This window comes from Nonomuraea sp. NPDC049607, assembly GCF_040675375.1.
Taxonomy (GTDB): Bacteria; Actinomycetota; Actinomycetes; order Streptosporangiales; family Streptosporangiaceae; genus Nonomuraea.
The window spans coordinates 105,318-117,582 of record NZ_JBFAOV010000026.1; the positions used below are offsets into that span (position 1 = coordinate 105,318).

At 70.8% G+C, this 12,265-nt stretch carries 11 protein-coding genes; 3 read left to right on the plus strand and 8 right to left on the minus strand.

The annotated features are described in order from the left end of the window. The first annotated feature begins 10 nt into the window (after window positions 1-10). Complete coding sequence (locus tag AB0J97_RS37000) at window positions 11-2,071, plus strand: RNA degradosome polyphosphate kinase (protein ID WP_357710085.1); 2,061 nt, start codon at window positions 11-13, stop codon at window positions 2,069-2,071. Then, window positions 2,064-2,894 (plus strand): NUDIX hydrolase, encoded by an 831-nt coding sequence (locus AB0J97_RS37005; protein WP_364097683.1) that lies wholly within the window; start codon window positions 2,064-2,066, stop codon window positions 2,892-2,894. Before AB0J97_RS37000 ends, AB0J97_RS37005 begins: the two co-directional genes overlap by 8 nt. 4 nt (window positions 2,895-2,898) lie before the next feature. Here the strand turns inward: AB0J97_RS37005 and AB0J97_RS37010 are convergent, their stop codons facing one another. The 4 genes from AB0J97_RS37010 to AB0J97_RS37025 are packed head-to-tail and all read right to left on the minus strand — an operon-like array spanning window position 2,899 to window position 6,716. Beyond that, window positions 2,899-4,074: a cytochrome P450 gene (locus AB0J97_RS37010; protein WP_364097686.1), complete on the minus strand. Its 1,176-nt coding sequence runs from the start codon at window positions 4,072-4,074 to the stop codon at window positions 2,899-2,901. Next, complete coding sequence (locus AB0J97_RS37015) at window positions 4,071-5,546, minus strand: CYTH and CHAD domain-containing protein (RefSeq protein WP_364097689.1); 1,476 nt, start codon at window positions 5,544-5,546, stop codon at window positions 4,071-4,073. Before AB0J97_RS37015 ends, AB0J97_RS37010 begins: the two co-directional genes overlap by 4 nt. 52 nt (window positions 5,547-5,598) lie before the next feature. After that, a complete protein-coding gene (locus AB0J97_RS37020; protein ID WP_364097692.1) occupies window positions 5,599-5,949 on the minus strand; it encodes a VOC family protein in 351 nt (116 codons plus the stop codon). Next, window positions 5,946-6,716 (minus strand): trans-aconitate 2-methyltransferase, encoded by a 771-nt coding sequence (locus AB0J97_RS37025; RefSeq protein WP_364097695.1) that lies wholly within the window; start codon window positions 6,714-6,716, stop codon window positions 5,946-5,948. Before AB0J97_RS37025 ends, AB0J97_RS37020 begins: the two co-directional genes overlap by 4 nt. 56 nt (window positions 6,717-6,772) lie before the next feature. On the opposite strand from AB0J97_RS37025, the gene AB0J97_RS37030 reads away from it, so the two are divergent. Then, entirely contained in the window at window positions 6,773-7,276 is a 504-nt protein-coding gene (locus tag AB0J97_RS37030) for a MarR family transcriptional regulator (RefSeq protein ID WP_357710067.1), read from the plus strand. 37 nt (window positions 7,277-7,313) lie between these two features. Here the strand turns inward: AB0J97_RS37030 and AB0J97_RS37035 are convergent, their stop codons facing one another. The 4 genes from AB0J97_RS37035 to rsmA form a co-directional block, all read right to left on the minus strand. Continuing rightward, window positions 7,314-9,131, minus strand: a complete 1,818-nt coding sequence (locus AB0J97_RS37035) for an ABC-F family ATP-binding cassette domain-containing protein (protein ID WP_364097698.1) — start codon at window positions 9,129-9,131, stop codon at window positions 7,314-7,316. A gap of 151 nt (window positions 9,132-9,282) precedes the next feature. Next, window positions 9,283-10,185 (minus strand): 4-(cytidine 5'-diphospho)-2-C-methyl-D-erythritol kinase, encoded by a 903-nt coding sequence (locus AB0J97_RS37040; protein ID WP_357710061.1) that lies wholly within the window; start codon window positions 10,183-10,185, stop codon window positions 9,283-9,285. Between the two features lie 352 nt (window positions 10,186-10,537). Then, on the minus strand, window positions 10,538-11,170 hold the full coding sequence (locus AB0J97_RS37045; protein ID WP_364097701.1) for an NlpC/P60 family protein: 633 nt from the start codon (window positions 11,168-11,170) through the stop codon (window positions 10,538-10,540). 228 nt (window positions 11,171-11,398) lie between these two features. Continuing rightward, window positions 11,399-12,259 carry a 16S rRNA (adenine(1518)-N(6)/adenine(1519)-N(6))-dimethyltransferase RsmA gene (gene rsmA, locus AB0J97_RS37050; RefSeq protein ID WP_364097704.1) on the minus strand — a complete coding sequence of 287 codons (861 nt, stop codon included), beginning with the start codon at window positions 12,257-12,259 and terminating at the stop codon, window positions 11,399-11,401. Window positions 12,260-12,265: the final 6 nt, after the last annotated feature.

Genomic DNA, 12,265 nt, shown 5'->3' on the forward strand with positions numbered 1-12,265 from the left:
TATAGGCCATATGTCCGCGGAACCGCTGCAACCGGGAAACGATCTGCCCCTGCCACAGGAGCGGTTCCTCAACCGTGAGGAAAGCTGGCTCCAGTTCAACGAGCGCGTACTCGAACTGGCCGAGGACCCGTCGCTCCCGCTGCTCGAACGGGTCCGCTTCCTGGCCATCTTCGCCAGCAACCTCGACGAGTTCTTCCGCGTACGGGTGGCCGGCCTGAAGCGGCGCATGGCCACCGGACTGCTGCTGCGCACCAAGAGCGGGCTCAAGCCGCGCGAGGAGCTGGCCAGGATCGCCACGATCGCCGACTCCCTGGCCAAGCGGCACGCCGCCGCCTTCCACGACCGGCTCTGCCCCCAGCTCGCGACCGAGGGCATCGAGATCGTCCGGTGGGACGACCTGGGCCGCGAGGAGCGTACGGAGCTGCGCAAGCTGTTCAGGGAGCGGATCAGGCCGGTGCTGACGCCGCTGGCGGTCGATCCGGCCCACCCGTTCCCCTACATCTCCGGGCTCAGCCTGAACCTGGCCGTGCTGGTGCGCAACCCCATCACCGACCACACCGTGTTCGCCCGGGTCAAGGTGCCCTCGCAGCTCCCCCGGTTCGTGCCGGCCTCCAAGGACCGGTTCGTGCCGCTGGAGGACGTCATCGCGGCGCACCTCGGGCAGCTCTTCAAGGGCATGGAGATCCTCCAGCACCACGTCTTCCGCGTCACCAGGAACGAGGACCTCGACGTCGACGAGGACGTCACCGAGAACCTCATGCAGGCGCTGGAGAAGGAGCTGCTCAAGCGGCGGTTCGGGCCGCCCGTGCGGCTGGAGGTCGAGGAGACGATCACGCCGGAGGTGCTGGCCCCGCTCGTCGAGGAGCTGGAGCTGGCCCCGCACGAGATCTACCGGCTGCCCGGCCCGCTCGACCTGACCGGCCTGCACGCCATCGCCGACCTCGACCGCGGCGAGCTGAGCTTCCGCCCGTTCGTGCCGGCCGAGGTGATCAACGCCGAGGACGACGTCTTCACCACCCTGCGCGAGCGCGACGTGCTGCTGCACCACCCGTACGACTCGTTCGCGACCAGCGTGCAGCGGTTCATCGAGGAGGCCGCGGCCGACCCCCGGGTGCTGGCGATCAAGCAGACCCTCTACCGGACCAGCGGCGAGTCGCCCATCGTGGACGCGCTGATCGACGCGGCCGAGGCGGGCAAGCAGGTCGTCGTGGTCGTGGAGATCAAGGCCCGCTTCGACGAGCACGCCAACATCTCCTGGGCCAGGAAGCTGGAGCGGGCCGGCTGCCACGTGGTCTACGGCGTGGTCGGCCTCAAGACCCACTGCAAGCTGGCCCTCGTCGTCCGCCAGGAGCCCTCGGGCGAGCTGCGCCGCTACTGCCACATCGGCACCGGCAACTACAACCCCAAGACGGCCCGCCAGTACGAGGACTTCGGCCTGCTCACCGCCGACCCGCTGGTGGGCGAGGACGTCACCGACCTGTTCATCCACCTGACCGGCTACTCCAACCACTCGGCGTACCGGAGGCTGCTGGTCGCGCCGCACTCGATGCGCAGCGGGCTGCTGGCCAGGATCGACCGGGAGATCGCCCACCAGCAGGCGGGCCGCCCGGCCCGGATCAGGATCAAGACGAACTCGCTGGTGGACGAGCCGATCATCGACGCGCTCTACCGGGCGTCCAGGGCGGGGGTGCCGGTGGACCTGTGGGTGCGCGGGATCTGCATCCTGCGCCCCGGAATCCCCAATTTGTCGGAAAATATCCGCGTAAGGTCGGTTTTGGGGCGCTTTCTTGAGCACTCCCGCGTGTACGAGTTCGGCCTCGGCAGGCGTCCCGAGGTGTGGATCGGCAGCGCCGACCTGATGCGCAGGAACCTCGACCGCCGGGTCGAGGCCCTGGTCAAGGTGACCTCCCAGCAGCACAAGGCGTACCTGATCGAGCTGATGGACCTGGCCATGGCCGACACCACGAACGCGTGGTGGCTCAACTCCGACGGCAACTGGATCCGTCACCACGGCGAGGACCTGCAGAGCCATCTCGTCAGCACCAGGCGTTGGAGGACCGTTGATGACTGACCTGCTCCGGGCCGCCGGAGCCGTCGTCTGGAGGGGCGAGGAGAGCAGCCCCGAGGTGGCGGTGATCCACCGCCCGCGCTACCGCGACTGGACCTTCCCCAAGGGCAAGCTGGAGAGCGGCGAGCACGTGATCGCCGCCGCCCTGCGCGAGGTCGACGAGGAGACCGGCCTGACGGTCGTCCTGGGCCGGGCCCTGCCCCCGATCCACTACCTCAGCGGCGGCCGGCTCAAGCGGGTCGACTACTGGACCGCGCGGGTCGCCTCCGACGCCGGCTTCGAGCCGGGCGAGGAGGTCGACGAGCTGCGCTGGCTGCCGCTGGACCAGGCCCGCGAGCTGCTGACCTACGAGTGGGACGCCGGGCTGCTGCGCGCCCTGAAGGCCGCGCCGCTGGCGACCGTGCCGCTGGTGCTCGTACGGCACGGCACGGCCGGGTCCAGGAGCGAGTGGGACGGCGACGACGCGCTGCGCCCGCTGGACGCGCACGGCGGCTCCCAGGCCGCCGCCCTGGCCACCGCGCTGCCCGCCTACCGGCCCGAGCTGCTGGTCAGCTCGCCCAGCCGGCGGTGCGTCCAGACGCTGGAGCCGTACGGAACCCCGATCAGGACCGAGCCGCTGCTCAGCGAGGAGGGCCAGGACCCGCGCAAGACGCCGGACCTGGTCGGCGAGCTCGCCGTGCCCGCCGCCGTGTGCAGCCACGGAAAGGTCCTGCCGCACCTGATCCACGCGCTGAGCGGCAAGGACGTGCACCTGCGCAAGGGCGCGTTCGCGGTGCTGCACCGGCTGGACGGGCACGTCGTCGGCGTCGAGCGCTACGCGACCTGACGGCTCACCAGGTGACGGGCAGGCGGGCGAAGCCCTGGGTCAGCCTGCCCTCGTTGCGCGGCAGCTCGGCGAGCGGGACGGCCAGGCTCAGCCCGGGGAAACGCTGGAAGAGCCGGCCGAACACCGCCTCCAGCTCCACCCTGGCCAGGCTCGCGCCGACGCAGAAACGCGGGCCGTACCCGAAGGCGAGGTGCGGGTCGGTGGGCGGACGCCCGATGACGAAGGTGTCGGGATCGGGATAGACGCGCTCGTCCCGGTTCGCCGGGCCCGGGTTGAGCACGACGGCCTCGCCGCGGCGGATCGTGCGGCCGTCGATCTCGATGTCCTCGTGGGCGTACCTGGGCAGTCCGTGCAGGCTCGGCACGGCCATGCGCAGGATCTCCTCGACCGCGGCGGGCGCGAGCGCGGGGTCGGCCCGCAGCAGCGCGAGCTGGCCGGGGTTGGCCAGCAGCAGGAGCACGCCGTAGTCGATGCGGTTGACCGTGGTCTCGTGCCCGGCGAACAGCAGGCCGGCGGCCAGTTCGGCGATCTTGCCGTCGTCGTCCAGCTCGCCGGCCAGGTCCGACAGGACGTCCTCGGCCGGCTCGCGCCGCTTGCGCTCGATCAGCCCGGCCATGTACGCGCTCAGCTCCGCCCGCGCCGCCTGGCCGGCCGCCTCGTCCCGGAGGTCGGCCATGCCCGCGGACAGGCCGCTGAAGTACTCCCTGTCCTCGTACGGGACGCCGAGAAGCCGGCAGATGACCAGCACGGGCAGTGGGAAGGACAGCTCGGCGTGCAGGTCGGCCGGCGGCGTCAGCCCGGCCATGTGGTCCAGCCGCTCCTCGACCAGGGAGCCGACGTGGCCGGCGAGCCTCCTCATCCGCCGGGCCGAGAAGGCGGGCGTGAACAGCTTGCGCAGGCGCTCGTGGTCGGCCTTCTCGGTGGCGACCTCGCCCTGCGGACCGCCGAGGAGGACGGAGTTCGACACGCGCGCCGCCCGCTCGGGCTCGGGGTGGGAACGTCCGAGCCGGCTGTCGGTGAACAGGCTGCGTGCCTGCTCGTAACCGGTGACCAGCCAGACCTCGTCGCCCACCGAGGTGCGCACCCGCGCGATGCCCTCCTTCTCCCGCAGCTCCCGGTAGGCCGCCGGGACTTCGAGGGGGTCGCTGCGCGCGAAGGGGATTGCCGGAAGGTTCGTCATAGAACCTTCTTAACCGCCTTCACGGTTTCCGCCCAGACTCTGGGGAAATCGGCCTGGGCACGTTCTGCCGTGTTGCGTTCGATCCCGATCAGCAGCCCGTACGTGAAGGTGTCCTCGCCCGCCTGCCGGGCGACCTCGGCCAGCTCGGCCAGCGTCTGCTGGGCGAGTACGCCGTCCCGGTGTGCTCCCAGGATCTCCTGGACGTTCTCGGCCAGCTCGGCGAGCCTGGCCATGTCCTTGCCGAGGGTGGGTTCGAGCGCTTCGGCGGTGTAACGAGCGCGTTTGGCCGCCTTGCGGACGTCGTGCAGGGCGATCTCGCGGCGTTCGGCGTCCTCGACGGCCTGCGCGGCCTCGTACGCCCTGGTCACGCGGTCCCAGCCCGCGGAGGCCAGGGCGGTGAGCTTCTCCTTCGCCGGTTTGGCGGCGGCCTTGCCCAGGTCGGGGGTGGCGATCAGCGCGTCGAGGGCGTCCAGGAGGGTGTAGTAGCGGTCGCCGCTGAGTGCGTCCTTGATGCGCTCGTACGCCTCCTGCTCGCGTTCGTGCAGATCCGAGCCTAGACGGGTGCGGATGGGGCCGGTGACCAGCTCGGGGGCGAGGCCGGCCAGCTCCCCGGCGAACCTGGCCCTGGTCACCTCAAGGTCGCGGGCCTCGCCGAGGACCGTGCCGAGCCATCGCAGCTCGTCCTGGATCGTCTTCGTACCGGTCACCACCGACTTGAACGCCTTGAGCGCGCTGCGCAGCCTGCGCGAGGCCACCCGCATCTGGTGGACGGCGTCCTCCTCGGCCCTACGCACCCGTGGATCCTGGCCGAGGAGGGCGGCGACCTGGCTCGACAGGTAGTCGATGACGGTGTCGGCGGCCGTACCGGGCTCGGTGGCGACTCTGGCGGGCGGGGTGGGGTCGAGGAGCCGGGCGAGCTTGCTGGCGCTCCCGGCCGGGCTCGCCCCCGCCTTGCGCAGCCGCTTGCCGACCTTGGCCAGCAGGTCCCGCCGGTCCTCGGCCATGAGCTCGGCCTCGACCTCACGCCACCGCAGCACCTTGCCGTCCCGGTGGACGGTGCCCTTCACCCGGTCGTCGGCGATCTCGACCAGACCGGTACCGCCGTCGTGCAGCAGGGTGACGCTGCGACGGGTGTCAAGCTCCGCGACGACCTGAAGCTCCGCCCCCCTGGCATAGGCCCGGACGAGTTCGGCCAGCTCCGGCGGCACGATCTTGGTGCTGCGGGTGAGCGGGCACGTGATCTCCTGGCGCACGCCCTTGGCCTTGGGCAGCTTCAGGTGCCAGCCCGCGTCGTCGCCGCCGCGCCTGCGTCTGAGCGTGACGCCCCGCGCGGCCAGCCGCAGATCGGGCGTGTCGTAGTAGAGCGCCACGAGCTGATGGCTGCGCGGGCCCGTGACCTGGGCCAGGCCGCTCAGGTCCGGGATCGTGTAGTCGGATGGAACGTCGAACTTGTCCTCGATCTCGATGCCCACTGCACCTCACAAGTGTCCGATTTCGGCCCATGATGCCACCTGGAGGTGAACATCACACGGCTTGCAGGAGCTCGATGCGGTTGCCCACCGGGTCCGTGACGTAGATCCGGCGGTAGCCGGGGAACAGGTCGTCGGGCACGGCGTCGGGGATCTTCGCGGCGTACGCGTCGAGGTCCTCGACCAGGAAGGCCGGGTGGGCCTTGCGCGCGGGCCTGAAGTCGTCCTCGATGCCGACGTGGATCTCCACACCGTCGCCGCGGAACCAGGCGCCGCCGCGTCTGGCCAGCTCCGGGGGCTTGGGGACCTCGCGCAGCCCGAGCACGCCCTCGTAGAAGGCGCGGAGTTCGGGCTCGCTGCCTCGGGGCGCGGCGAGCTGGACATGGTGCAGGGCTTTGATCGTCATTTCTGGGCCACCACGAAGATCCGTCGGAAGGGGAAGGGGGTGCCGTAGCTCCTGGCCGGGTAGGCCTCGGCGAGCGGCCCGGCGAGGTCGGCCTTGAACTGCCGCTGCTCCTCCGGGCCGAGCCGGTCGAAGATCGGGCGCAGGGCCGTGCCGGAGACCCAGTCGAGCACCGGGTTCTCGCCCTGGAGCAGGTGCACGTACGTCGTCTCCCAGGCGTCCACCTGGCAGCCGCCGTCGTTGAGGAAGTCGAGATACCGGACCGGGTCGTCCACCGGGTTGCTTCTGTTGAGATCACTGAGCCGGTCGGCCCAGGCGCGGGAGGCGCACAGCTCGCGGATGGCGACGTGGCTCGGGGCGTCGAAGTTGCCGGGCACCTGGAAGGCCAGCCAGCCGCCGGGGGCCAGCTCCTCCAGCCAGTGTTCGAGCACGTCGTGGTGGGAGGGCACCCATTGCAGGACAGCGTTGGAGACGATCACGTCCATGGGACGGTCGGGGTGCCAGGTTTCGACGTCGGCCACGGCGAAGTGCACCGGGGTGTCGAGTTTGCGGGCCTTCGCGATCATCGCGGGCGAGGCGTCGAAGCCTTCGACGGTGGCCCCCGGCCAGCGTTCGGCGAGCATCACGGTCAGTTCGCCGCTGCCGCAGCCCGCGTCCACGACATAATCGGGAGCCACCGCACCGACTCTGGATATCAGCTCGATGAACGGCCGCGACCGCTCGTCGGCGTAGACGGCGTAGGTCACCGGGTCCCAGATATCTCTTGACATAGAGATAATTGATATCGAGAGAGATATCTCGATGTCAAGACAGTAGACTCTGTGTCATGACGCCACAGGATGACGAGGTCGACCGGCTGGTCGCGGCATGGCGGATCGAGCGGCCCGACCTCGACGTCGAGCCCCTCCAGGTCCTCTCCAGGGTGTCACGGCTGGCCAAACATCTCGACCGCGCCAGGCGGGCGGCGTTCGCCGAACATGATCTGGAGCCGTGGGAGTTCGACGTGCTCACCGCTTTGCGGCGGGCCGGGAAGCCGTACGAGCTGAGCCCCGGGGCCCTGCTACGGGCCACACTGGTCACGTCCGGGACGATGACCAACCGCATCGACCGGCTCGCCCAGGCCGGGCTGGTACGGCGGCGGCCCGACCCCGAGGATCGGCGCGGCGTGCTGGTGTCGCTGACGGAGACAGGGGTGGCCCAGGTGGACGCGGCGTTCGCCGGCCTGCTCCGCCGTGAGCGCGACCTGCTCTCCGGCCTCCAGCCCGCCGACCAGCGCTCCCTGGCCGCCCTCCTGCGCCTCCTCCTCGCCCCCTTCGACTCCCCCCAGTGACCGCACTTCTCGGGGTGCCGCCTGGGCTGAGGTGAGGTCAGTCGCCGAGGCGGTCGGCCACTTCAAGCCATTCCGCCTCGACGGTGTCCTTCTGGGCCAGGACGTCACGTAGCTGGGCATCGAGGGAGCCCAGCTTGGCGTAGTCGCTGGCGGCCTCGGCCATGGCGGCGTGGAGGCGGGCCTCCTGGTCGCCGAGCTTGTCGAGCTGGCGTTCCAGGCGGTTGAGTTCCTTGCGGAGCTCGCGTTCCTCCTTGGCCGACAGCCCGGTCTCCGGCTGGGCGCCGGAGGCAGCCGCGGCAGGAGCCGCAGCGCCGGACGCCGGGGCAGGGGTGCTGCCGAGGCGGGCGGTCACGGCCGTGCCGGCGCTGCGGCGTTCGAGGTATTCGTCGACCCCGCCCGGCAGCAGCGCGAGCTTGCCGTCACCCAGCAGCGCCACGCACCGGTCGGTCACCCGCTCCAGGAAGTAGCGGTCGTGGCTGACCAGGATCAGCGTGCCCGGCCAGCCGTCCAGCAGGTCTTCGAGCTCGTTGAGCGTCTCGATGTCGAGGTCGTTGGTGGGCTCGTCGAGGAGCAGCACGTTGGGGTCGTCCATCAGCAGCCGCAGCAGCTGCAGCCGCCGCCGCTCGCCGCCGGACAGATCGCCGATGACCTTCCACTGCGCGTCGCCCTTGAACCCCAGGCGCTCCAGCAGCTGGGACGCCGTCCACTCCCGCTTGCCGAGCTGGAGGTACTTGCGGATCTCCTCCACCGACTCCAGCACCCGCCGCGACGGATCGAGCTCGGTCAGCTCCTGGGACAGGTGCGCCAGACGCACGGTCTTGCCCCGGATCAACCGGCCCGAGTCGGGCTGGACGCCGTCGGCGAGCAACCGCAGCACCGACGACTTGCCCGACCCGTTGACGCCGATCAGCCCGATCCGGTCGCCCGGCCCGAACTGCCACGTGCAGTGGTCGAGCACCAGCGGCCCCGCGCCGGGGCCGCCCGCGTGCAGGGTGACGTCATCGAGGTCGTAGACGGTCTTGCCGAGCCGGGCCGCGGCGAACCGCATCAGCTCGACGGTCTCCCGCGCCGGCGGCTCGTTCGCGATCAGAGCCTGCGCGGCGTCGATCCGGAACTTCGGCTTGGACGTGCGGGCGGGCGGACCGCGGCGCAGCCAGGCGATCTCCTTGCGCATGAGGTTCTGGCGGCGTTCCTCGGCGGCCTGGGCGATGCGCGCCCGCTCGGCCTTGGCCAGCACGTACGCGGCGTAACCGCCCTCGTAGCGCTCGACCCGGCCGTCGACCACCTCCCACGTGCGGGTGGAGACGGCGTCGAGGAACCAGCGGTCGTGGGTCACGACCAGCAGGGCGCTCTTCCGGGCCGCCAGGTGGGCGGCGAGCCAGGCGATGGCCTCGATGTCGAGATGGTTCGTGGGCTCGTCGAGCATGACCAGGTCGTGGTCCTCGATGAGCAGGCGGGCCAGCGCAGTACGCCTGCGCTCGCCGCCGGACAGCGCGGTGGCCTTGGCGCCGAGGTCGAGGTCGCCGATCAGGTTCGTGAGGATCTCGCGGACCTGCTGGTCGCCGGCCCATTCGTGCTCGGCCCTGTCCCCCAGGACGAGCTCGCTCACGGTGGCCTCGGGGTCGAGGGTGTCCTGCTGGGACAGGAACCCGACCCGCAGCCCGCGCGTGTGGGTGACCCGGCCGCTGTCGGGGCGCACGTCACCGGCGATGACCGAGATCAGGGTCGTCTTACCGCCCCCGTTGCGGCCGACGACGCCGATGCGCTCCCCGGCCTCGATGCCCAGGGAGACGTCGCTGAGGAGCGGCTTGGGCCCGTAGGCGTGGGAGACCGACTCAAGGTTGACCAGATTCATGACATGTCCAGGGTATCGGTCCGCCCAACCGCTTCCCGACGCCCAGGACGTCCCTTGATCGTCTGCGGGCCGGGGATTGCCGGACCTGATGCCCTCACGGGCGCACGGACCCGCCCCAGGCCCTTCGGGGCAGAGGGTCGGGGGCAGGGGGTTACAGCAGGGTGGCGCCGGTTACGGGGCCGTGGGCGGCGACCGTGGTGGTGGCGGCGCCGGTGGCGGTGAGGCTGTGGGCCAGGTCGCGGGCGTGGGTGGCGTCGATGGCCAGGAAGGCGCAGGTGGGGCCGGAGCCGGAGACGATCGCGCCCAGCGCGCCGTGCTGGCGTCCGGCGTCGAGGGTGGTGGCGAGCTCGGGGCGCAGGGCCAGGGCGGCGGCCTGGAGGTCGTTGCTCAGGTGGGCGCCCAGGGAGTACGCGTCGCCGGTGCCGAGGGCCTCGATGAGCGGGGCGTCGAGCTCGGGCCAGGGCACGCGGGCGTCGGAGGCCTCGCGCTGGCGGTCGCACTCCGCGTAGACCTTGGCGGTGGAGAGACCGCCGTCGGCCAGCGCGAACACCCAGTGGAACGTGCCGCCCGTGGGCAGCTCGCTGAGCTGCTCGCCGCGGCCGGTGCCGACCGCCGTGCCGCCGAGCAGCGAGAACGGCACGTCGCTGCCCAGGTCGCCGGCGATCTCCATGAGGTCCTCGAAGGGCAGGCCGAGCCCCCAGAGCTCGTTGCACGCCACGAGGGCGCCCGCCGCGTCGGCGCTGCCGCCCGCCATGCCGCCGGCGACCGGGATGGCCTTCTCGATGATCAGATCGGCGCCGTACGAGCGGCCCGCGTGCTTGGCGAGGGCGCGGGCGGCGCGGATGGCGAGGTTGTCGTCGTCGAGCGGCACCTGGTCGGACCACCTGCCGTTGACCGTGACGGTGATCGACTCGGCCTCCTTCGCGACCACCTCATCGAAGATCGACACTGCGTGGAAGACATTGACCAGGTCGTGGTAGCCATCTTCCCGGAGCGGGCCGACTGAAAGCTGCACGTTGACCTTCGCGGGCACACGTACGGTCACCGAACTCATCGATCTTCTGCCACTTTCATCGCTTGCCGGGGTCAAGGACACTCGATGTTATCGGGGTGGGGTGCGCTGACATGCGGTTCTCGGAATTCGACGTGTGAGATGGCCGACTGTGGACCACGCAGGGTGATCTTCGTCAGCCTTTCTGCCGTTCAGGCCCTCATACGGTGACATCGCCGCCTATTCTGCCTCGGTCTTCTTCTCGGGTCGCCGCCTTCCGTTCGCTTCGGTGACGGTGGTGGCCGGGCGCTCTGGAGTTGGTGGGGGACGTTGCGGGGGTTCGAGGTGGTGGGCCACCCGCCGTGACGGGCGTGGCGGGTGGCCGCTCGGTGAGGTCGTTGTGGTGACCTCGGTGTCAGGCGGGGCGGACGGTTCCTCGGTAGGCGGCCCGGTAGTAGGGGGAGCTCAGGAAGTTGGTTCTCCGGACTACGTCGCCTGTGCGAGGGGCGTGGATCATGAGGTCGCCGCCGAGGTAGAGCGCTACGTGGGTGGGGTCGCCGGTGCCGCCGAAGAACAGGAGGTCGCCCTTGCGCCTGGCGGCGAGGGGGACCCTGCGGCCCTGGCGGAACTGGGTGCCGGTGTAGTGGCCCAGCCTCACTCCGGCCTTGGCCCAGGCGTAGAGGGTGAGGCCGCTGCAGTCGAAGCCTCTCGTGTTCGCGCCGGTGCCCACTCCTACGGTGGGGCCTCTTGAGGAGCCGCCGCCCCAGGAGAACGAGACGCCGAGCTGCGTCAGGGCCGCGCCGGCTGCGACTTCGCCCTTGTGCCTCGGGCGCTTCCTGGGTTTCCTGGGCTTCGGTCTCTTGGGGTGGTGGGGGGCTGGGCACCCGGTGGTGGCGGTTGCTCCGGCGCCCGCCGCGGGGATCGTGAGGGTGGCCCGGAGGCATGGAGCCGGTGTGGCTCGGGCGAGGGTGGGGTGGGCGCCTGCGACGGCCAGCAGGCCGCCGGTGAGGACGATCGACAACCGGCCGGCGTGGCGGCGAGCGGTCATGAGTGGCTCCTTCGTCGTGATGAGGGACGGGAGCCAGGATCATGCGAGCGAGCGGGGGGTGGAGGGGCCGAACGGCGTTCTGTGGACGGGCGCTCGTCGCGCGGCCGGGGTTGTGGACAACCGCGAAGACCCTGGAGGTCAGGGCTTCTGCCCGACCCAAGGCTTACGTTCGGCTCAGGGCTTACGTTCGGCTCAGGGCCTACGTTCGGCTCAGGGCCTACGTTCGGCTCAGGGCTTCTGTTCGGCTATTCGGGCGAAGGATTCGATGGTGAGTTGTTCGCCTCGGGCCGACGGGTCCACGCCGGCGGCTCGTAGTGCCGTTTCGGCCTGGGACGGGCTGCCGGCCCAGGTGGCCAGAGCGGCCCTCAGGGTCTTGCGGCGCTGGGCGAAGGCGGCGTCCACGACGGCGAACACCTCTTCCCTGGTGGCCGTGGTGGCGGGAGGCTCGCGGCGGACCAGGGAGACCAGGCCGGAATCGACGTTGGGGACGGGCCAGAAGACCGTACGGCCGACGGGGCCGGCACGGCGTACGTCGGCGTACCAGGCGGCCTTGACCGACGGGACGCCGTACACCTTGGAGCCGGGACCGGCGGCGAGGCGGTCGGCGACCTCCAGTTGCACCATGACCAGGCCCTTGCGCAGCGAGGGCAGCCTCTCCAGGAGGTGGAGCACCACGGGGACGGCCACGTTGTACGGCAGGTTGGCCACCAGGGCCGTGGGGGTGTGACCGGCGAGGTCGTCGAGGGTGATCCGCATGGCGTCGGCGTTGACCACCGTCAGCCGGTCGGACGGGCCGCGGTCGGCGACGGTGAGGGGCAGTTGGGTGGCCAGGACCGGGTCGATCTCGACGGCCACCACGTGCGCGGCCTCGGGCAGGAGCGCCAGGGTGAGCGAGCCGAGGCCGGGCCCGACCTCGATGACCACGTCGTCGGCCGACAGGTCGGCCACGCGGACGATGCGCCGGACGGTCCCCGCGTCGATCACGAAGTTCTGGCCTAGCTTTTTCGTGGGGCGCAGATCTAGCTTGTTCGCCAAAATACGTATTTCTGCAGGGCCCAACAGCCTCATCATCCAACCAGTCTCCCGCATCGAAGA

Coding starts and splice junctions, on each gene's coding strand:
- AB0J97_RS37025 (WP_364097695.1), bottom strand. CDS start 6,716: ATGTCAAGAGATATCTGGGACCCGGTGACCTACGCCGTCTACGCCGAC.
- AB0J97_RS37035 (WP_364097698.1), bottom strand. CDS start 9,131: ATGAATCTGGTCAACCTTGAGTCGGTCTCCCACGCCTACGGGCCCAAG.
- AB0J97_RS37045 (WP_364097701.1), bottom strand. CDS start 11,170: ATGACCGCTCGCCGCCACGCCGGCCGGTTGTCGATCGTCCTCACCGGC.
- AB0J97_RS37040 (WP_357710061.1), bottom strand. CDS start 10,185: ATGAGTTCGGTGACCGTACGTGTGCCCGCGAAGGTCAACGTGCAGCTT.
- rsmA (WP_364097704.1), bottom strand. CDS start 12,259: ATGCGGGAGACTGGTTGGATGATGAGGCTGTTGGGCCCTGCAGAAATA.
- AB0J97_RS37010 (WP_364097686.1), bottom strand. CDS start 4,074: ATGACGAACCTTCCGGCAATCCCCTTCGCGCGCAGCGACCCCCTCGAA.
- AB0J97_RS37030 (WP_357710067.1), top strand. CDS start 6,773: ATGACGCCACAGGATGACGAGGTCGACCGGCTGGTCGCGGCATGGCGG.
- AB0J97_RS37020 (WP_364097692.1), bottom strand. CDS start 5,949: ATGACGATCAAAGCCCTGCACCATGTCCAGCTCGCCGCGCCCCGAGGC.
- AB0J97_RS37005 (WP_364097683.1), top strand. CDS start 2,064: ATGACTGACCTGCTCCGGGCCGCCGGAGCCGTCGTCTGGAGGGGCGAG.
- AB0J97_RS37000 (WP_357710085.1), top strand. CDS start 11: ATGTCCGCGGAACCGCTGCAACCGGGAAACGATCTGCCCCTGCCACAG.